Below are 20,505 nucleotides of genomic sequence, written 5' to 3'. Positions count from 1 at the left end.
TTTAGTTATCCAATAGTGAAACTAAGTTTCATGTGATGCAAATCTCTCGTTCGGCGATACACTATGAACCGATTTAGTACCGCACACCCCTGCAACAAAAGGTAAAGAACATGCAGCTCAAGTCCCTGGCCCAGGCCAAGATCGCCGCCAAGGCAGCCGCAATCCTGGCCGCCGGCGCGCTCACCCTTACCGCCTGTGGCGGCAGCACCACCCCGGCTGCGACCGAGGGCGGCATCCAGCTCATCAACGCCGGCAAGCTCACTGTCTGCTCCGATGTCCCCTACGAGCCCTTCGAATTCCAGAAGGACGGCCAGATCGTTGGCTTCGATATCGACATCGCCAATGAAGTAGCCAAGGACCTCGGCGCCGAACTGAGCATCGTGGACAGCTCCTTCGAGGCCATCGAGACCGGAACCGCCCTCACCGGCTGCGACGTCTCCATCTCCTCGATTTCCATCACGGATGTCCGCAAGGCCGTTATGGACTTCTCCAACCCGTACATGGACGATGACCTCACCCTCGTGGCCACTACGGCGTCCGGGATCACGGACATCAACAGCGCCAAGGGCAAGAAGGTGGGTGTCCAGCAGGCCACCACCGGCGCAAAGTACGCGGCGGAGAACGGCATCGACGCCCAGCAGTTCGAGGACAGCGGCCTCCTGGTCCAGGCTCTCCAGGCCGGCACCATCGACGCTGCCCTGGGCAACCAGTCAATCCTGGCCTACGCCATCAAGGATGACGCCAAGTTCGAGCGTGTGGATGACTACGCCACGGGCGAGAAGCTGGGCATCTCCATCAAGAAGGGCAACACCGCCATGGCCGAGAAGGTCAACGGAACCCTGAAGCGCCTGACCGACGATGGCAGCCTGAAGAAGTTCGAAACCACCTGGTTCGGCGAGACCGCCAAGTAGCCGGCACCCCGGACTGACCTTCACAGCCCTGAGAACCACGCCGCTGGGGCCCCGCACGGACTGCGCTGCAGCCCGTCCGGGGCCTCAGCCACGCAAATGAATGTGAGCACCCCATGGCAATGACCGCACGTCAACGGGCCAAAGTGAGCCTGTATGTCCAGATCGGCATCTTCGTCGTGGCAGTGGCCGCGCTGGTCCTGGCCACCGACTGGAAGACAATCGGCAACAGCGTCTTCAACTTCGCCAAGATCGGCCCGATGTTCCCGGACATCTTCCTGGTTGGCCTTAAGAACACCCTGGTTTATACGTTCCTCGGCTTCGTGGTGGGCCTTTCCGGCGGCCTCCTGCTGGCCCTGATGAAGCTCTCCACATTCCCGCTGTACCGCTGGATCGCCACCGGCTACATCGAGTTCTTCCGCGGAGTTCCGGCGCTGCTGGTGTTCATCGCGTTCGGCTACGGTGTCCCGCTCGCGTTTGGAGTTCAGTGGAACGTTACCCTTATCGTCATGATCTCGCTGGGTATGGTGGCCTCGGCATATATCGCCGAAACCCTGCGCGCCGGCCTGCAGGCTGTGCCCAAGGGACAGCTCGAAGCCGCACGGTCGCTGGGCATGCCGCAGTGGCGGGCCATGGTGTCCATCGTCATTCCGCAGGCGTTCAAGATTGTGCTCCCGCCGCTGACCAACGAGGTCATTCTGCTGACCAAGGACTCCTCGCTGATCTACGTCCTGGGCCTCACGGCGTCGCAGTACGAGCTCACCAAGTTCGGCCGCGACGGCATCTCCAGCCTGGGCGCAGGCCTGACACCGCTCCTCGTAGCCGGCGCCTTCTACCTGGTCATCACCATCCCGCTGAGCCTCCTGGCCCGGAAGTTCGAAAGCCGCTCCGCGCGGACCAAGCGATAGGCAGGGAAGCCATGAACGACGTCGTAAATTCCTCCGCCGGCAACACCGGCACCATCAACGCGGCCGGAGTGTCCATCAAGGATCTCCGCAAGTCCTACGGCAGCAACGAGGTCCTCAAGGGCATCAGCCTGGACGTTGCCCCCGGCGAAGTGGTGTGCCTGATCGGCCCGTCCGGCTCCGGCAAATCCACCCTCCTGCGCTGCGTCAACCTCCTCGAGCAGCCCAACAAGGGCGCCATCCATGTGGGCGGCTTCGAAGCTACAGACCCCGACGTGGACATCGACAAAATGCGCCGCAAGGTGGGCATGGTTTTCCAGCAGTTCAACCTGTTCCCGCACCTGGACGCCAAGCGGAACTGCACCATCGCGCAGACGAAGGTCCTGAAGCGGTCCCAGGAAGAGGCCGACAAGGTGGCCCAGCACAACCTGGACCGCGTGGGCCTGGGGCACCTGTCCGACCGTTTCCCGGACCAGCTTTCGGGCGGCCAGCAGCAGCGTGTTGCGATCGCCCGGGCGCTGAGCATGAACCCCGAACTGATGCTCTTTGACGAGCCCACCTCCGCGCTGGACCCCGAGACCGTGGGCGATGTCCTCTCGGTCATGCGGAACCTCGCCAAGGAGGGCATGACCATGCTGGTGGTGACCCACGAGATGGGCTTCGCCCGCGAGGTAGCCGACCGCGTGGTGTTTATGGACGGCGGCGTGGTGGTGGAGGAAGGCGTGGCCGAGCAGGTCATTTCCGCACCCACCCAGGCCCGCACCAAGGAGTTCCTGCGCCGGGTCCTGGACCCGACGCACATCGAGATCGAGGAGTAGCCGCTTTCGACGCGGTGCCTGCCTGCCGACGCGCATATGCCCTGTCGCTATCGGAATTCGGTAGCGGCAGGGCATATGCGCGTCATAGGGTCTTTCGCGCGTCAGGCAGCCGCGAGCGCGATCCTACGCTCCGACGGCGGACACTGCGGCGGCCACGGCGGCCTTGATGCGCGTGTGGAGGGCGCGGAGGCCAACACGGTCCGTGCGGACTTCGATGATGCTGCGCCCCGTCAGCGGTGCGGCGAGCGCTTCGGCGAGTCCCGCCGTCGTACTTACCGAGCAGTGCCCGACGCCGTACGCTGCGGCGAGTGCCGCGATGTCCACGCTGTGGGGGGTGCCGAAGAGCCGCTCGACGGCGTCCGTGTAGCGTCCGGATTCACGCACAGCCCCGTGCTCCAGCAGATCAAAGATGGCCCCGCCGGCGTCGTTCAGCACCACGATCCGCAGGTCCGGCGAAGGTTCGCCGGACCCCAGGAGCAGGCTGCCGGCGTCATGCAGGAAGGTGACGTCGCCCAGCAGCAGCGTGGTGTACTGGCGGCCGCCGATGGCAATCCCGGTGGCAGTGGAGATGGTGCCGTCGATCCCGGCGAGGCCGCGGTTGGCGTAGACAGTGGCGGCTGGCTCGGCGGCGGGCAGGCCAGCCAGGTCAACATCGCGGATGCCGTTGGAGGATCCCAGCATCAACTGGCCTCGGGCGTGCTGCCAGACCTGGGCGCCCACGGAGGGTCCTGAAGCGGCGGGCTCTGCGGCCAGGACGCCGTCGAGGGCGTGCTGTGCGGCGGCCCCGGCCAGCAGCCAGGTATCCAGCCAGTCGGACGGGCCTCGGCCGGCGAAATCGGCGAGATCGGCCAGGTTCTCCAGCGGAAGTTCCGTGCGCCGGCCCGGCTGGTACCAGGCCACGGGAACCGGCTGGTACAGCGCGGACGGCACTTCGGCACGCTCCAACAGCGCGGCAACCGGACGGGACAGCGTGGGCCGGCCGAACATCACCACCCGTTCGATAGGCAGCGCGGACGACGCTCCGAAGTGTTCCAGCAGAAGCCGGTACGGACCCACGGCGTTGGGGCCGAAGCGGGCGTTTGAGGATGGTTCCGCGAGCAGCGGCAGGCCGTGTGCGCGGGCGAACGCTTCGGCGACCGGCCCGGCGTCGTGCCCTGCCAGCACCACGGTGCGCCTTTCCTCCAGCGAGGCAGGGGCGGGCGGCAGGTTCATGGTGAGCGGGTCGGTGCCGATCCGGAACCTGGGATGCCCGGCCGCCGTCGGAAGCCCCTCCTCCGGCCCGGGAACCAGCGGGTCGCGGAACGCCAGGTTGAGCTGGACAGGCCCGGGTGCGAGGTCGGAAAACGCTCCGGTGGCCGCGGCCAGCGCCGTTTCCACCGCGCGCAGCGGGTTGCTGCCGGCCGGGACGTCGGCGGCGAAACGCACGTGCTCGCCGAACAGGTCCAGCTGGATGGTGGTCTGGTTGGCGCCGGTCCCCTGCAGTTCCTCGGGCCGGTCGGCGGACACCACCACCAGCGGAACGGCGGCGTGGTTGGCCTCCATCACGGCGGGCATAAGATTCCCGACGGCGGTGCCTGAGGTGGTGAGGACGGCCGCCGGGGAGCCGGTGGACAGGGCCAGGCCAAGGGCCGTGAAGCCGGCGGAGCGTTCGTCGATGCGGACCAGCAGGTCCACGCGGCCGGCCGCTTCGGCCTCGGCCAGGGCGTAGGCCATGGGGGCGGAACGCGATCCGGGCGAGACCACCACGTACTGGACGCCACCGTCGATCAGGGCATCGACGGCGATCCGCGCGGCGGCGAGGGAGTTCAGGGAAGTCACCGAACCAGTTTGCCATCCTGAGGACGCCTGCCTGTCCCGGGACTCCCGCGCAACTTCATCCAGGGCGAAGTGGAGGCGGTCATCAGGCCGCTCATCGCCGAAGAGGAGTTCGGCGCCGGCCTGATCGGCTAGGACGCTCTCTCCCCCCTGCGTTGCTCTATCACTTACAGTCCCTTCCGAAGCCGGATAGGGACTGCAAGTGATAGAGCAACGTGGTGGGAGGGGTGTTAGGCGTCCGTGCGGAACACCTGGATCACGGACGGACGGGGTGCGCGCGCCTCGCCGCGGGCCGGCGTCGCGCCTTCCTTTACGTAGTCCGGGAAGAACGAGCTCTGCTTCTCGAACGAGCCTTCCTCACCCGGGTGCTGCACGGCCACGAAAACGGTGCGCTCGTCGTCGTGGATGATCGGTCCGCAGGTCTCGCCTTCCTTCGGCACGGCCAGGAACTGCTCCACCTTGCCACGTTCGGCACCTTCGAGGGTGACCTTGAAGAGGCCGTCGGCCTTGCCGATTCCGGCGGGGGCGCCGTCGGTGGAGATCCAGAGGTTGCCCACGGAGTCGAACGCGAGGTTGTCCGGGCAGGAGATGGGCGAGACCTTGTCCACCGGGAAGCCGGAGAAGTAGGTGAACTTGTCGGTGGCGGGATCGCCGCAGACCATGAGCAGGTTCCACGTAAAGGCAGTGGAGGTCTGGTCGCCGGTTTCGGTGATTTCCACGATGTGGCCGTCGCGGTTTTCGTTGCGCGGGTTGACCTCGTTGGCGGCTTCGTTCGAGCCGACGCCGCGGTTGGAGTTGTTGGTGCAGGCCACGTAGACCTTGCCGGTGTGCAGGCTGGGCTCAACGTCCTCGGCACGGTCCATCTTGGTGGGGCCAACCTTGTCGGCGGCAACGCGGGTGTAGACCAGAACTTGTTCAACAGTCATTTCCGGTACTGCAGAGACTCCGTTCTCCACCAGCGCGAGCCACTCGCCCGTGCCGTCGAACGCACCGTCTGCCGGCACTTCGCTGGCCTTGAAATCGGCTGAGTTTCCGGTGAACCGAGCCACGTAGAGGTTGCCGGCGGAGAGGAGCGTCATGTTGTGCTGGCGGTTGCCCTCGATGTACTTGTCCTTGGACACGAACTTGTAGAGGTAGTCGAAGCGCTCGTCGTCGCCGGAGTAAGCCACCACGTGCCCGGATTCGGCGATGATGACGTTGGCGCCCTCGTGCTTGAAGCGGCCCAACGAGGAGTGCTTCTTGGGGGTGGAGGTCGGATCGAACGGGTCAACCTCAACAATGTAGCCGAAGCGGTTGGCCTCGTTCTCGTAGCCGGGTTTGCGGGTGTCGAAGCGCTCGTCATCAATTTCCCACTGGCGGGCGGTGGCCTTGTCGGTGAGGCCGTAACGCTTGTCATAAGCGGAGGTACCCGGGGAGCGGAAGTAACCGTTAAAGTTTTCCTCGCCGGAGAGGATGGTGCCCCACGGGGTGGTGCCGCCGGCGCAGTTACCCAGCGTGCCCTTGATGAAGCGGCCGTCGCGGTCCTTCACCGTCTTGACTAGCTCCGAGCCGGCGGCGGGGCCGGTCAGTTCGTAGACTGTGTTGTTCAGGAGGCGGCGGTTCAGCGGCGCGCCCTTGACGTAGGTCCACGGCTTGTTCTTGTTCTTGCGCTCGAGCTCGACGACGGACAGGCCGTGTGCAGCCTGGCCCACTGCGCGGACGTCGGCAGCGGGCATGGACGGCGGGAACATGATGCCGTCGTTGGTGTATTCGTGGTTCGCGAACAGCACGGCCCGGCGGCCCTTGGTGTTCGGGATCTCCAGGATGTCCGTGTAGTCGCAGTTGTAGCCGAACTGCTTTTCCTGCGCGGCGGCTGTCTGGTTGTTCAGGTCGAAGTCCGGGGCGCCGTTGAAGATCGGGTCACCCCAGCGGATCACGGGCTGCCAGGTGAAGCCTTCCGGAACGGTGACGGCGTCGACGGCGGCATCCACCGGAGCGATCGGCGTGAACTTCAGCTTCGCCTTGGCGAAGCCTTCCTTAGCTGCCGGCGCCAGGCCGGGGCCGCCGGCAACTGCCGGTTCCGCTGAGGTAATGGCGCTGCCGAGTACGACGGCGAGCGCACCGGCGGCGCCGAAGCCCAGGGCGGCGCGGCGGGACATGGTGGCGGACGCGATGTCCCGGAAGTAGCTGTTGGAGCTCGTGTTGCAGACATCGCCGGAGCAGGCGTTGTCGCACTTCAAAGCGCAGGTGACGGCGCTTCGCTTGCCCTTGGTGTGGCCAAGCATGGGCAGCAGGGTGAACTTGCGGGCTGTCGTTTCAGACAAGGGGTGCCTCCAAATTTACGATCGGGTCCCGGCCACCCTTTCAGCCGCTTCCGACGCCCAGCCGTCAGCCGGGTGAAGTTCCGGTTAACCGGCGGTGACCTGCAGGGATGTGAGAGAGCGTTGCCCAAAAAACCGCGTTAAGCGAGAGAGCGTTCGTAAGAAACCTGCAGGAAGTGAGAGAGGGTCAGGGGGCGAGGAGGGCGTGGACCCTGGCGAGGCGGGCCAGCCACCAGTTGCGGCGTTCCGGGGAAGCCGCATACTGCTCCAGCAGCCCGGCGTCGGCGGCGACATCGCGGAGGCGGATGGCGCCGTCGTCGGCCACCAACGGATCCAGCGTGATATCCGAGGTGAACAGCGACACCGTCCCCAGCCCGCACGCATACGGCAGTTCGGGCAGGGCAGCGGCCAGAGCCAGCCCGGCGCGGATGCCCACGGAGGTGTCCAGTGCGGAGCTGACGACGGCGGGGAGCCCGGCCTGCGCCACGATGTCCAGCGCGCGCCGCACTCCCCCGAGCGGCGCGACCTTGACAACCAGCAGATCCGCCGCGCCGGCCCGTGCCACCCTAAGGGGGTCGGATTCCTTGCGCACGCTTTCGTCGGCGGCGATCAGGACCGGCGTCCCGGCGGCGCGCAGCTGCCGCCGCACCTCGGCGAGCCCCTCGATGGTGGGCACCGGCTGCTCGGCATATTCAAGTCCGACGGCGGCGAGCCGGGTGAGTGCCGACACTGCAAAGGGCACGTCCCAGCCGCCGTTGGCGTCGACGCGGATGGCGGCGCCCGGCAATGCGGAACGGACGGCGGCCACCCGGGCGGCGTCGTCGTCGAGCGTCTGCCCGCGCTCGGCCACCTTGACCTTGACGGCGTCCACCCGGCCGAACCGGGTCAGGACCTCCGGCACCCGGTCCGCGGAAACGGCAGGCACGGTGGCGTTAACGGGGATCAACGAACGGACTGGCGAAGGGAAACCGTGCCAGCCGGCCTCGATGGCGGCGGCGAGCCAGCGGGAAGCCTCGGCGTCGGCATATTCGGGGAACGGGCAAAACTCGCCCCACCCGTGCGGCCCTCGCAGCAGCAGCGTTTCGCGTTCCATGATGCCGCGGAACTTCACCCGCATGGGCAGGCTCACCACGTGGGCAGTGGCGAGCAGTTCGTCCAGGGAAGGGAGGTCCGGGAACGCGTTCCGGGGCTGGCGTGCGCGGTCGTCGGGCATGGTTTCACTTTACCGGCAGCCTCCGACGTTGATGCGGCCAACCACTCCCTTGGCAGGGGCCTCCGGGGGTGGCCGCTCCAGCCTTTTTACAAGTTGCGCGGCGCATGATCTGAGCAGGGTTGAGCAGCCACTCACCATTGAGGAGAGGTCATGACATCTCGCAGGGAAGTTCTAAAACTGGGCGGAGCGCTTGGAGCATTCAGCCTCGTGGGCATGAAGGGGACCCCGCTCACCGTTCCTTCGTCCACCACGCCGCCCACCACGCCGCCCATCACGACCAGCCAGCTCGCGCCCCAAAACACCCCCGTTCCGTACGCGGGCGTGTTCCGGCGGCCACCAGTGCTGGAGCCTTACGAAACCGGCTTCGACGACGGGGACCGCAACCGCCCGTATGCCAAGTACGCGCTGACGCAGAAGCTTGGACAAGCCCAGTTTTTGCCGGGGCTCACCACCACGCTCGCCGGGTACAACGGTATTTTCCCCGCCCCTACTATCCGGGCCCTCCAGGGGACCCGGACCGAGGTGCGGATCCGTAATGACTTCCCGGCGCTGGGCCTGCTGCATCCCATGGCCTTCCATACCGTTACCCACCTCCACGGCTCGGCGTCGCTGCCGCAATACGACGGGTACGCCAATGACACCACTCCACCGGGATACGTCAAGAACTACCACTACCCCAACTGGCAAACGGGGCGGACGCTCTGGTACCACGACCACAAGCATCACGTGACGGCCGAGAATGTGTACTCCGGGCTGGCCGGCTTCTACGCACTGTCCGATGAGTTCGAGCGTGACCAGCTGCCGCAGGGTGAGTTCGATGTGCCGCTGATGATCTCGGATGCCCTGTTCAATGCTGACGGCTCGTTCGGCTACAACGACAACGACCACGACGGCTTGTGGGGCGACATCATCATGGTCAACGGGGTGCCGTGGCCAACCATGAAGGTGAAGCCGCGCATTTACCGTTTCCGGGTCCTCGTGGCCTCGATTACCCGTTCGTACCGGCCCACCCTCTCCACCGGAGAGCCGGTTTACATCGTCGGCACCGACGGCGGTATGACGCCCAAGGTCCAGGCGGTGCAGTCGTGGCGGCAGGGCACCGCGGAACGCTACGAGATCCTCATCGACTTCCGGAAGTACAAAGTGGGGCAAAAGATTCAGTTGCGGAACCTCAGCAACAAGAACAACGAGGATTTTGCCAATACGGACAAAATCATGCAGTTCGAGGTAGTGCGCAACTCCGGCTCGGGGAAGGGAGGCATCTCCTCGATTCCCAAGACGCTCGACGAGGGCGGGTCGCCGAACGCCGCCCACGGCGGCCTGCACACCATGAGCCTGACGCCGGAGATGGCTGTGGCCAAGCGGGAGCTCAGGGTGGAGCGGGAGAACGGGGAATGGACCATCAACGGGGTTACGTGGGCCGATGTGGAAAGTTCAGGGTTCACTAAGCTGTTCGGCAATCCGCAGCCTTTTGACGTTGAGCAGTGGACCATCACCAACGGATCCGGCGGCTGGTTCCACCCTGTCCACATCCATCTGGTCGATGCCAAGATCATCGCCCGCAACACCAACGGCGGGAAACCGTTCGCGTGGGAGGGGGGTCCCAAGGATGTCTTCTATGCGGGTGAGAACGAGTCCGTCACCTTCCTCACGCAGTTCGACACCGGAGCCCAGGCGGGCGGACGCTACATGGTGCACTGCCATAACCTGGTGCACGAGGACCACGACATGATGGTGCAGTTCTCCGTGGGCGATCCGCGGAACAACGATCCCATCACCTCCGACCCCTCCGTCCCGGACACCCTGCCAGCGAACTATTTCATCCCGCGCTACCAGCCGGGTTACCCGGCGGGTACGTGAGATGAAGGCGGCTGCTGTTGCCGTCTCGGTGGTTCTGGCCTCTTCGCTGTTGGCCGGCTGCACTGCCGGAGCGCCACCCGGTTCTCCTTCCGACCCGTCCGGCGTGGTCCTGACGTCCGGTTCGGGTTCCGAGCTGGGGAACGGCCGGCCCCAGGTGAGCTACGACGGGCTGATGGTCCGCCGCCGTATTGTGGTGGCCATCCACCCGGCCCCTAACGCGGATCTGGTTGCGCTCAGCGCAGCGCTCTCCTCGGCTGCGGGCAGCCAGGGGCTGGCCGTGTCCCCGATCTCACCGGATGTCCTTGACGCTAACGTGCTGCAACACACGGTGCCAGAGCTCATTGTTGCGTTGCCCAGTGATGCCACCATCGCTGATGGCGGCGAACTGGTTAACCTTGCATTCGGCCACGACCTGGCGTTTCCGGGACTGGACCACGTTCATGTGGCCCAGGTCCTGGTGCACGACCTCCGGTTCGCTGTCAGCTCGGCCAACCCCGGGGCCCTGGCCGAGGCAATCGCGCTGGAAGGCATCCTCGCCGATGGGCTGGGCAACTATGACACCCATGCCGGCGACGGTGAGCTGGAACTGGGCTACACGGGCCCGCTCCTGAGCGACAAGACGGTGGAGGCCGTCCGCCGCGGCGTTGCCCGCGCCGCAGGGAACACCGCCGACGACGTCAAGGTGGCTCCGCGCTCGGGGACGGGAACGGGCGTGGACATGGACAAGGAGCCCGCAGATGCGTCCGTTGCCCAGGAACCGGTACACGGCCATTGATCAGAACAGCACCGCTGCTCGCTAACTAACGACGACGGGCCAGGCCGGCTGAGACTGTATCTCAGCCAGCCTGGCCCCTCTTCCATGCCTGGATAAAGATGCCCCCCCCGTTACCTCCCCCACCGAGGGAACTGCAGGCAGGGGTGTGCCGGCACAGGGGGGGGCGGCGCAGCAGAGGGAGCTCGGCACAGTGGTGGTGTGCCCCCACAGGCAGCTCCGCACGCACAGCAAAGGGGGTGGCCGCGGGGCCACCCCCTTCACTTGCCAGCTGCAGGTGCTAGCTGCGCTGTGCCTTCCCTATCGTGCCACCACGCTGTTCGAGCGGGCGGACTCCGGGCTGGTCCCTACTGCGGTGATGGCCACTACAACGAACCGGTAGTTGTTGTTGGTAAGGGTCATCTCCAGGGACCTCGCCGTAGCCGGCAGAACGGCGGAGTCCGTCCGTGAGATCACCGTAGCGTTGGCTGCGGCTGAACTCATCCGCAGGGCCGTCACCTTGTAACCGGTTATCGGTGAACCTCCCGTCGCCGCCGGCGGCGTCCAGTCGATGCTGGCCGTCACCGGTCCACGGTTGGCTCCTTGCCGTGCCCGTCCAATCACCGGAGCGCCGGCCGTATTCGGTGTGGTCACCGCACTCGACGGTGCCGAACCCAGGCTGGTTCCGGCCGCGTTCACCGCCCGGACCACGAACGTGTACGCGGTCCCGTTTGCCAGGCCCGTGACCACCTGGCTGGTGGCCGCGTCGGCGAAGGAGACGGTGGTGACCACCGTGGTTCCCGTGCGGACTTCGATCTGGGACCCCGTGATCGGGGACCCTCCGTCATTGGCCGGTGCCGTCCACGTCACGGTTGCCGAGGCGACACCCGCTGTCGCCGTGACTCCGGTCGGCGTGCCGGGTACCGAGGCCGCTGGCGTGATCGCGTTGGATTCCGCGGACAGCGGCCCTGCGCCGAACTGGTTCACCGCACGCACCTGGAGGGTGTACGAGGTGCCGTTGGTCAGTCCGGTGACCGTGGCACTGGTGGCTGAGGCCGCAATGCCGGTGACCGTCTGGACTGCCGCGCCGCCGGTGTTCACGACCACTTCGAAGCCTGTGATCGCCGAGGATCCGTTGGGCGCCGGGGCCGTAAATGTCACCGTTGCGGAACTGTTGCCTGCGGTCGCCGAGCCGATGGCCGGCGCATCAGGCACCTGCACTGTGACCACCTGATCGGTGAACTGCAGCCGCTCGATGTTCCGCAGCGTGTCGATCCCGTCGCTGACCTTCTGGCCAACCACGTTGGCACCGGTCTGGGTGACCGTCACCTTGGCCAGCTCGGTCGCCGTTGCGGGGGTGGAAACGACGGTGTAGTTCGACAGCGGTCCGGAGAAGACCGCGGTGTCAGTACCGCCGGTGCCCGCCAGGATCTCGCGGACTGCCACGATGTTGCCCGGGTTCACGGTTCCCGCGAACACGGCTTCCTGGAGGGTGGCACCGGTGAGGTTACCGTTTCCGTCCCGCAGGTACTGCGTGGTCATGCCGGCGGCGCTGCCAACCTCGCTGAGCGGGTTGTTCGCGTCCGTGCGGACGCTGAGCCGGACGCTGAGGTACCTGTCGCCGTCGATGATGTCATCGGCGCCGCGTCCCTCGATCAGGTCGCTGCCACCGCCGCCGAGGAGGATGTTGCCATCGCCCCAGACGTTGCTGCCGGGGACCAGCAGCGGGCAGTCCCTGGATGCCGACGCCCCGATGACGGTGTTCGCCGGAGTGCTGAGCGCCGGTACCAGCGGGTCAAGGCCCGCGATGCGGTCAAGGCCCGCCTGGTCCAGCACGTCGCATCCGATGAATCCGGCGCCGCCGACGGCGCTGGGAACCACGTCGTCGCCCCGCAGGATGTCATCGAGGTTCGCGCCTGAGAGTGCCTCCACCTCGTTGAACTTGTCCCGGACTCCCACCTGCAGGATGTCCAGCGGCGGGATCGGGAGGTTCAGGTCGGCATCCTGTGCCTGTGGATCCTGAAGACCGATCTCCCAGTCGTATCCCGAGGCTCCGGCGACCTTCTCGACGCCGGGTCCTGCGAGGCCGACGTCGTCGCCGCCTTCCATGTCGTAGTCGTCGTCGCCGCCCTGGCCGATCAGGATGTCGTGTCCTGGCTTCTGGGAGTCGTCCAGGAAGAACAGGTTGCTGCTGTCCCCGATCATGAGGTCAGGTTGGTCCCCGCCCTCTTCCCAGTCGTCGCCGCTGTCACCGAACGCGGCATCGATGCCTTGACCAAGCATGATGAAGTCGTCACCGATTCCACCGAAGGTCTCGTTGGCATTGGCTCCACCGTTCGTGAAGTCCTTGCCGTCTCCACCCATAATGATGTCCAGGCCCGGGCCGGCGTCGATCGCGTCGTTTCCGGGACCGCCCTTGTGCACGTCGTCGCCGGCGAGGTCGGTGATGATGTCCTCGCCTTCGCCACCGAGTGCGACGTCGGCTCCGTCACCACCTTCGATGATGTCGTTGCTGGCACCACCCCAGAAGGTGTCGCTGTCGTTTCCACCGAAGATGCGGTCCACGCCGGCAGTGCCGTTGTAGACGCTCTGTCCGTTGATCCCGGAGGGGTCGACGGTGTTCCTCGCGCGGTACTTGATCGTACCGTCGGGCATGCGGATCAGCAGGGCGGCCTCATCGCAGTCTGAGTCCGGGTCATTCGCTACGGTGTTGCCGGAGGCTGCAAAGCCGGCGGTGGTGCCTGCCAGCTTCTTCAGTTCAAACTTGCAGTCCGCCGTGGCGAACGAATCGGCCTTCAGGCTGCTCACGTTCGTGTTGCGCATCATCAGTTCGGCGAAGGAGTTGCCCTCCAGCGCACTGCGCAGGTTCATGCCCGGCGTGCGCGCCAGGTAGTACAGGCGGTCGCCGTTCTGCAGGTCCGTCAGCTGGTTCTCGAAGACGTAGTTGAACGTGCTTCCAAGCAGGCCACCGAACACAACGGTCTGCTCCGCGAGACCGCCGACCCAGAGGTCCACGTTGTCCAGACCCGTGATCGACTGGGTGCCGTTGTTCGCCCAGGCGTCCGTGCTGTTCATGAACGCAGCAGCATCAGTAGGAGCAACGTCCCCGGTGTTGGGCCTGACGATCAGCCGTGCAGCCTCCCGTTTGCCCGCCAGCGTCGTAGCGCCGGTGATGGACGGGTGCTGGCCGTAGGCCGCGACGAAGTTGACGAGCGACTCCGGGTGCTTGAGGTTCTCTCCGAAGTCGATCCAGTTGATGTAGGGCTTCAGCTGGCCGTCATTCGTTGCGCTGAACAGGTCCCGGCGAAGGACGTTCAACCGCGGAATTCCTTCGGAGCGGGCCCGTGTCATGTTGATCGTCGGTAGGTCCAGAGGCAGACCCAGCAGGTTGTTGCGGAGCGTGTCCGTCACGAACTCATCGAGCTCGTTACCGGCCTGGTCCGACATACCCATGATGATGCTGCCCGCAGCCTCCTCGGAGGTGAGCGAACCGGCAGCGCCGCCATTGGTGTACTCCGGCGGGTTGAGGAACCCCTTGAGCAAGGAGATGTCGTTCTGACTCCCCAAGATGTCGTCAGAGGTGCCGAACTGGTTGTCGGGACCGGGGCTGTCCTCGTTCCTGCGGGAGATTGTCTCGGTCAGCATGGAGTGGCCGAAGCGGTACACGGCGTGGGCGAATTCAGCCTTGACCGCGGGGTTGAGCTCCGTCTGAGTGAACGCAAACGGCTCGAAGGGGTTGATCGCAGGTTGAATCTTGCGGGCGAACTCCTCGAAGACCAGGTGCTGGTACTCCATTTCGGTGATGAACCGTGCCGCCTGGAAGAGTCGCTCGCCGTTCCAGCCGTTGGCGCCGGCGGCCGCCTGCCATTCGGCCAGGGCCGCCGTGCCGCTCGCGGAAGTATCGGTGGTCAGCACGTTCTTGATGTCGCCGACGAGCCGGTCGTGTTCCGAGTGGAAGATCTGGTGGATGGCGGTCAGTCCGATATTCTCGTTGACCCGCCCATCGCCGGCGACGAAGTGCGCGTTGAGCATCTCGTCGTCGTACGTACCAAGCGGCTGGCTGGCGAAATCGGCAGATGCCACGTTGTCAGCATCCGGGGCCGGCGCGACCGGGGCCGTGCCCGGGTTGTGGTCCGTGTCCTGAGGGCTCGGGTCCGCGTTGTGCGCGATGTCGGTCAGGAACGGCGTGTCGAAGTACTTCACATCCGCCGGAACCGGCACGGGGTTGGCTTTGTCACCCTCGATCAGGCCCGCACCCGTCACGTACTGCGGCAGTCCGCGGAGGGGGCCGGGGAGGAACTTGCCGTACGGGTCCGCGGCGATCATCGGGATGTTCGTGGCGTCCTTGTCTTCGAGCTTGAGACCCAGCAAGGTCTCCGCCTGGGACTTGGTCGTGGCCCAGGTAGCCATGCCGCCCGCCGTTGGACCAGCCGGACCGCCGAGGAGCTTGCCCGTTGAGACCGGCTTGCCGTCGGCGTTGTTGACGTACTCGCGCACGAATACCTGGTGCGACGAGTGCGAGGTGTAGGTCTGGCTCTGGTCAACCCAGGGCGAGTCCGTGTTGGTCGCATTCTGGATATCGTCAGCACTTTCGTCGGCAGGAGTCGCGGGGTTGTCGCCTGTGGTGCCGTCCGGACCGGGCTGGTTCTTACCCCGGGTCAGCACCATGAACTGCAGGTGCGGCGGCAGGTCGTCCCCGTTGCCCAGGATGTGGTCCGGGCCCGCGATCAGTGGATCGTCGTCCTTCAGCGGCACAAACACCGTGCCTCCGCCCTTGACGGTCTGGTCCACGCCATGATCGAAGAACTGACCGAACAGGGTGAACATCGAATTGTAGGGCGGCGAGAGGCCGACGTCCGTGGTCACGTTCGGGATGAAAAGGGTCTGGTGCGACGGCACGCAGCCCGCAGGATCTTCGACGACCGGCGGCGTGGCCGAGGGATCTGGATCCGTCGTGCACGGGACGATGCCATCGTTGCCCTGCGACCTGACCGGGTTACCGGCCGCTGCCACCGCGGCCGGGTTGGTTGAGGTCTGGTCCACGATCAGGTTGCTGATTACGCGGGGCTCGGAGTCGAAAACGGAGCCCTGCTTCTGCGCGTACGAGGTCGGCTGGGAAGGGCCGAACGCGGGAGGTGATTCCTCGGCACTCTTGAATACCGGCGTGGTCAGGCGTGGGAACGTCTGGTCGGCTGCGCCGAACGTCTCCTGGCCGGGCACAAGGTTGTTGCATGACCCGTCGATCGTCCGCAGCCCCTGGGAAACGAGCGGGCTCGCGATCTGATCGGGACCGGTGCCGATCATGGTGTCACACGGGTGCTCCGGCGACAGCGTTGCAGCGTGCGCCTCGGCGATCTTGATCTGCTTCAGGATGAACGCCAGGTCGGCGGGAGTCACGGTGAACCCCTGGCCAACCGGAGCCGTGACGGCGTTGGCTGCAACGATGGGCAATCCCATGCCGACAGGCATGACCAGTGCCGCGATGGCTGCGATCATCCGGACCCGTGCAGGCCGGACTCTTATAGAGCGGTCGGCGGCGTGCCGGCCCTGTCTGGAGGGGAACGCGCTGTGTTCAATGCCTGGGGACGCCGGCGCCTTGCCGTCGGCCAGGCCCAAGGGCATCCAACTAAGAGGTCTCATGACATGCCTGCCGTTAGGAGGGATGGAATGATGTCATCCTGAACCGGGCACCTTGCAACAACCTTGTTGGCGGCAATGACACCGGACTCCACATCCATTCGCCGGACAAACAAGTAGCGGCTACCAACCCCAAACGAGTAGTAACTACTCGTGTACCCGGCCAGCAATACAGACACACTTGAGCAAAAGTCGCAGCCGAATGGCAGGTTCACGAATGATTTCAGTAGATCTGGCAATATCAAGCCGCGCGATGCCACGCGTACTCAGCGGGCCGGGTCCCCGCCGGCTCGATGCGAGAATCATCGGTCCCCTCCGGATCCAGCGCGGGGATGCAGTCCTCGGATACGGGGAGCTGGGCGGCCCCAAGCCCCGGCAAATCCTCGAACTCCTTTTGTTGAACCTTGGCGCACCCGTTTCCAAGGACCGCCTAATCGACATCCTCTGGGCCGGGCAGGCCCCGCCGGAGGCGCTCCCCACCCTGGAAAGTTATGTCAGTGTGCTGCGGCGTCATCTGCAGCCCGGGATGGGCAAGGACGGCCCTCTGCGGACGGTATCCGGCGGCTACATGCTGGACAGGTCGCTGGTGGACCTGGATCTGGACCGCTTCGAGACCCTGGTGCGCAGGGCCGAATCCGCAGTGCCGCGGCGCGCGATTGTGCTGCTCCAGGAGGCTCTTGGCCTGGCTTCGGCTCCACTACTGGGCGATGAACTGTTGCCATCCTGGGCCGAGGGCGAGCGAACCCGCCATGCGGCCCGCGTCTTCCATGCCCGGATTCTGGCGGCGGAGTCTGCCCTGGCCGTGGGAAGAACCCGGCTGGCCGCTGCCTGGGCCAGGGAGGCCGTCTCGGATGACCCCCTCAGCGAGCAGGCCTGGACGGCTCTTGTCCTCGGCCTGGAGCAAGGTGGCCAGCCCACGGAGGCCTTGCGTGCCTACGAACAGTGCAGGCGGACCATGGACCGGGAAATGGGCTGTGCGCCTGGTCCCGTCTTGAGGTCCATTTACGCCAGGCTTCTTGAGTCCACGGCCAACACCGCCATGCCCGTGTCAGCGTCCACCCCCGACTCACAAAAGATTCGCGTCATGACCATCAACCGTCACCGGACGTTCAGCGAGCTGCTTGCCGTCGCCCTGGACCGGGAACCGGACATGCTCAGTGTGGGAACTGCTGACTCGGCGCAATCGGGCGTTGACCTGGTCCGGGAGCTGGCGCCCGACGTCGTCATCGTTGACAACCTCCTGCGCGACGACGACGGCATGGCTGCCGCGCTCAGCATCCGTGCTGCTGCGCCCCGCACCCGCATCGTGATGCTGGCTCCGACTCCGGGGGTGCAACGGCAGGCAGCCGCTGCGGGCATCTACGCGTTGCTGCCTCAGGACGGCTCACTGGCCATGTTGTTGAACGCCGTCCGGCGAAAGACCAGTGATGTCCAGGGACGCTGATTGACCAGTCCGGCATAAAAGCTCCATGGCCGTCCACCACGGCGGCCATGGAGTTGCGAATCAGTCCAGTTGTCGCTTGATGTCGCTACCAGCGCCGATTGGCCCGTCAGTCGAACGCAGCGGTGTCACTTCCCGCCCGGCTTGGAATGAAGATATCTCTGCAGCAGATACCTGGTCTGCCGGGCGCAGCGAATGATCTGGCGCAGGCGGTCCGCTGCCAGCCGGGGCAGGACCCGGGCGGGCTCATTGTCGATGCCCTCGTGGCGCAGGGCCCGTTCCAGCTCCATGGCAAGTCCGGCCAGGCGCTCCGCGCCCACCATCTGGCTGGAGGTCTTGAGGCTGAGGACCGCGTCCATCGCACCGGCCAGGTCGCCGGTGGTCAGGGTCAGACGCAGCTTTTCAGTCCTGTGGGGCAGGTGTTCGATGAAGTTCTGCACGAAGACTATCCACACGCCGTCATCGTCCTCGAGCTCTGTCCGCAGTCTGTCCAGGACATCCGGATCCAGGAGGGGAAGGGCATTGCCCTCGTCCGGCGCCATTGCTGTCCTTCCTGCCCCCAGAAGCGGTGTACCGATAGACGTCTCGCAGGTCCCCCATACGACGCTATGCGGCCGGGGATGCCGAAAGCATCAGTAGTAGGTACTCGACTTTTCAGCTCATCGGCACTGCGTGGCAGATGCGCTGCCCGTCCCTTCCAATGCATATCCATATGGGTATACAATTGCGGTATGGCACGGGCAGCAACAACGGCAGATACGTTCAATGCGGTGGCTGAGCCCCGCCGTCGGGAAATCCTGGACGCCCTCACTCAAGGCGAGCGCCCGGTCAACGAGCTGGTGACCCTTTTGGGCCTGGCGCAGCCGCACGTGTCACGGCACTTGCGGGTGCTGCGCGAGGTGGGCGCCGTCGTCGTGCGTGACGAAGGCCGGCAGCGGCTCTACCGGCTCAATCCGCAAGCCCTCAAGCCCATCCACGACTGGGTGGCCAGCTACCAGCACCTCTGGGAGGAGCGCTTCGATCTGCTCGAGGACGTGCTGGAGGATCTCAAAGAAGAGCACTGAAAAGGAGCAGGACAATGGCACAGGCAAGCAGCAGCACCATGGATGTGACGTTCCCCAGCGACACGGAAATCCTGATCACGCGGACCCTCAACGCACCCCCGCACCTCGTTTACCGGGCCTGGACCACGCCGGAACTCGTCAGGAAATGGTGGCCGGGCCGGCGCGGTGAGATGACTGTGGCGGCGATGGACTTCCGCGTCGGCGGCGCGTGGCGGTACGTCATGGTGGCGCACGGCGAATTCCAGGTGGCCTTCCACGGCACGTACCGCGAGATTGTGCCCAACGAGCGGATTGTCCACACGGAAGTCATGGAGATGCCGGGCACCGCGCCGGACAGCGAGGAGGGCGCCGTGCTTAATACGGTCACCTTTGACAGGGCCGACGGCGGCGCCACCACCGTGCGGATCCGCACCGATGCGGGGAGCAAGGAAGTCCGGGACACGATTGCGCAGTCCGGCATGGAAGGCGGCGTGCGCGAGCAGTTCGAGATCATCGAGGAGCTGGCGGCGTCCCTGGCCTGAGGCTCGCCTGGGCTGTTGCTACGCTTTGCGGTGTGATTTCCCTAAAGCAGGCGCCCTGTCTCGAAGTTCACGCGTGAGCGCCCCGGCACAGGTGGTCAACGCCCGGGCGTCCACCGTCCCCCTGTACGCGGCCGGCTTCGTTACCGCGTTCGGTGCCCACAGCATCGCCGCCGGAATGGGCGCACAGAGCGAGAACATCGGCCTGACGCTGCTCAACCTGGGCATCCTGCTGGCCCTCTATGACGTTTCCGAGGTCTTCCTCAAGCAGGTCTTCGGCGCCCTGAGCGACCGGATCGGAACCAAGCCCGTCATCGTCGGCGGCCTCCTGGCCTTCGCGGTGCTGTCGCTGATCGGTCTCTGGGCGGCGAATCCGCTGATGCTTGGACTCGCGCGGCTGGGGCAGGGCGCAGCGGCTTCGGCGTTCTCGCCGGCGTCGTCCGCGATGGTTGCGCGGCTGGCGGGAGGCAAGAAGGCCGGGACCTACTTCGGCCGGTACGGTTCGTGGAAGAGCCTGGGGGTACGTCATCGGTCCACTGCTGGGGGCCGGGCTGATTCTCGCGGGCGGGTTTGCCCTGCTGTTCGGGGCCCTGTCGGTGCTGGCGGCGGCCACGGCCGTGTGGGTGCTGGTGTCCGTTCCGCACCTGCCACCGCTCCCCCGGCAGCGTTACACCGTGCTCGATCTCGCCCGCCAGGTCACCGAGCGGCGTTTCCTGGTGCCGACGCTGGTGCTGGCGGCCTCGACCGGGGCGCTCGGCGCGGCGATCGGATTCATTCCCGCCCTCGCCACGCGGCACGGCCTTGGCCCGGTTGCCGGCACGGCCGCGGTCAGTGTCCTGGCCATCACGTCGGTGCTCACGCAGCCCTGGATCGGCAGGCTGCGGGACGCGCACCGCATCAGCGATAACAAAGGGACGACGGCGGGACTCCTCCTTACCGCCGCGGGCGTCGCACTCATCGCCCTCACCCCGGGTCCGGTCACGCTGTTCATTGCCGCGGCAGCCATTGGCGCGGGCGTCGGCCTGGCCACGCCGCTCGGCTTCGCGCATCTGGCCGACACCACGCCGCCGGAGCGGATGGGCCGGACCATGGGTTCGGCGGAACTCGGCCGGGAACTCGGCGACGCCGGCGGGCCGCTGCTGGTGGGAGGCATCGCCACCCTCACCGCCCTGCCCTTTGGCCTCGGGGCCCTGGCACTGCTGGTCGCGGCGGCCAGCCTGCCGCGCCTGACTGAAGCGCACCTCACACGCGTTAGGTAGACTGCAGGAAATACCG

The 20,505-nt window shown here is 65.9% G+C and carries 13 protein-coding genes and 1 pseudogene; 9 read left to right on the top strand and 5 right to left on the bottom strand.

Annotated features, from left to right (window positions below):
- Nucleotides 1–110: 110 nt before the first annotated feature.
- From AU252_RS15960 to AU252_RS15950, 3 genes are all read left to right on the top strand, one after another.
- Entirely contained in the window at nucleotides 111–911 is an 801-nt protein-coding gene (locus AU252_RS15960) for an ABC transporter substrate-binding protein (protein ID WP_058931576.1), read from the top strand.
- A gap of 113 nt (nucleotides 912–1,024) precedes the next feature.
- Nucleotides 1,025–1,816, top strand: a complete 792-nt coding sequence (locus AU252_RS15955) for an amino acid ABC transporter permease (RefSeq protein ID WP_058931575.1) — start codon at nucleotides 1,025–1,027, stop codon at nucleotides 1,814–1,816.
- Nucleotides 1,817–1,827: 11 nt separating this feature from the next.
- On the top strand, nucleotides 1,828–2,631 hold the full coding sequence (locus AU252_RS15950; protein WP_058931574.1) for an amino acid ABC transporter ATP-binding protein: 804 nt from the start codon (nucleotides 1,828–1,830) through the stop codon (nucleotides 2,629–2,631).
- 123 nt (nucleotides 2,632–2,754) lie between these two features.
- Here AU252_RS15950 and menD read toward each other — a convergent pair whose 3' ends face one another.
- The 3 genes from menD to AU252_RS15935 all read right to left on the bottom strand — a co-directional run bounded on the left by menD (nucleotide 2,755) and on the right by AU252_RS15935 (nucleotide 7,959).
- The gene (menD, locus tag AU252_RS15945) at nucleotides 2,755–4,449 is read right to left on the bottom strand and encodes a 2-succinyl-5-enolpyruvyl-6-hydroxy-3-cyclohexene-1-carboxylic-acid synthase (RefSeq protein ID WP_058931573.1); all 1,695 of its coding nucleotides are present in this window, start codon (nucleotides 4,447–4,449) and stop codon (nucleotides 2,755–2,757) included.
- 227 nt (nucleotides 4,450–4,676) lie between these two features.
- A complete protein-coding gene (locus AU252_RS15940; protein WP_058931572.1) occupies nucleotides 4,677–6,749 on the bottom strand; it encodes a PhoX family protein in 2,073 nt (690 codons plus the stop codon).
- A gap of 184 nt (nucleotides 6,750–6,933) precedes the next feature.
- Complete coding sequence (locus AU252_RS15935; RefSeq protein ID WP_058931571.1) at nucleotides 6,934–7,959, bottom strand: o-succinylbenzoate synthase; 1,026 nt, start codon at nucleotides 7,957–7,959, stop codon at nucleotides 6,934–6,936.
- 150 nt (nucleotides 7,960–8,109) lie between these two features.
- Here AU252_RS15935 and AU252_RS15930 point away from each other — a divergent pair, with 150 nt between their 5' ends.
- Nucleotides 8,110–9,819 carry a multicopper oxidase family protein gene (locus tag AU252_RS15930; RefSeq protein ID WP_058931570.1) on the top strand — a complete coding sequence of 570 codons (1,710 nt, stop codon included), beginning with the start codon at nucleotides 8,110–8,112 and terminating at the stop codon, nucleotides 9,817–9,819.
- 1 nt (nucleotide 9,820) lies between these two features.
- On the top strand, nucleotides 9,821–10,594 hold the full coding sequence (locus AU252_RS15925; protein ID WP_058931569.1) for a hypothetical protein: 774 nt from the start codon (nucleotides 9,821–9,823) through the stop codon (nucleotides 10,592–10,594).
- Between the two features lie 297 nt (nucleotides 10,595–10,891).
- Here the strand turns inward: AU252_RS15925 and AU252_RS15920 are convergent, their stop codons facing one another.
- Nucleotides 10,892–16,210, bottom strand: coding sequence for a peroxidase family protein (locus AU252_RS15920; protein ID WP_240484205.1), 5,319 nt, complete (start codon nucleotides 16,208–16,210; stop codon nucleotides 10,892–10,894).
- A 214-nt stretch (nucleotides 16,211–16,424) separates the two neighbouring features.
- Between AU252_RS15920 and AU252_RS15915 the strand changes: the two genes are divergently transcribed.
- Nucleotides 16,425–17,651 carry a BTAD domain-containing putative transcriptional regulator gene (locus tag AU252_RS15915; RefSeq protein WP_167349840.1) on the top strand — a complete coding sequence of 409 codons (1,227 nt, stop codon included), beginning with the start codon at nucleotides 16,425–16,427 and terminating at the stop codon, nucleotides 17,649–17,651.
- Nucleotides 17,652–17,776: 125 nt separating this feature from the next.
- On the opposite strand, the gene AU252_RS15910 is transcribed toward AU252_RS15915, so the two are convergent.
- Nucleotides 17,777–18,190: an Hpt domain-containing protein gene (locus AU252_RS15910; protein WP_058931566.1), complete on the bottom strand. Its 414-nt coding sequence runs from the start codon at nucleotides 18,188–18,190 to the stop codon at nucleotides 17,777–17,779.
- Nucleotides 18,191–18,379: 189 nt separating this feature from the next.
- On the opposite strand from AU252_RS15910, the gene AU252_RS15905 reads away from it, so the two are divergent.
- From AU252_RS15905 to AU252_RS15895, 3 genes and pseudogenes are all read left to right on the top strand, one after another.
- Nucleotides 18,380–18,712 (top strand): ArsR/SmtB family transcription factor, encoded by a 333-nt coding sequence (locus tag AU252_RS15905; RefSeq protein WP_058931565.1) that lies wholly within the window; start codon nucleotides 18,380–18,382, stop codon nucleotides 18,710–18,712.
- Between the two features lie 14 nt (nucleotides 18,713–18,726).
- A complete protein-coding gene (locus tag AU252_RS15900; protein ID WP_058931564.1) occupies nucleotides 18,727–19,233 on the top strand; it encodes an SRPBCC family protein in 507 nt (168 codons plus the stop codon).
- Nucleotides 19,234–19,306: 73 nt separating this feature from the next.
- Nucleotides 19,307–20,489 (top strand): annotated as a pseudogene (locus AU252_RS15895) (MFS transporter).
- The last annotated feature ends 16 nt before the right edge of the window (nucleotides 20,490–20,505 follow it).

The organism is Pseudarthrobacter sulfonivorans, from assembly GCF_001484605.1.
GTDB lineage: Bacteria > Actinomycetota > Actinomycetes > Actinomycetales > Micrococcaceae > Arthrobacter > Arthrobacter sulfonivorans_A.
This window is presented reverse-complemented; position numbering and strand designations above follow the sequence as displayed.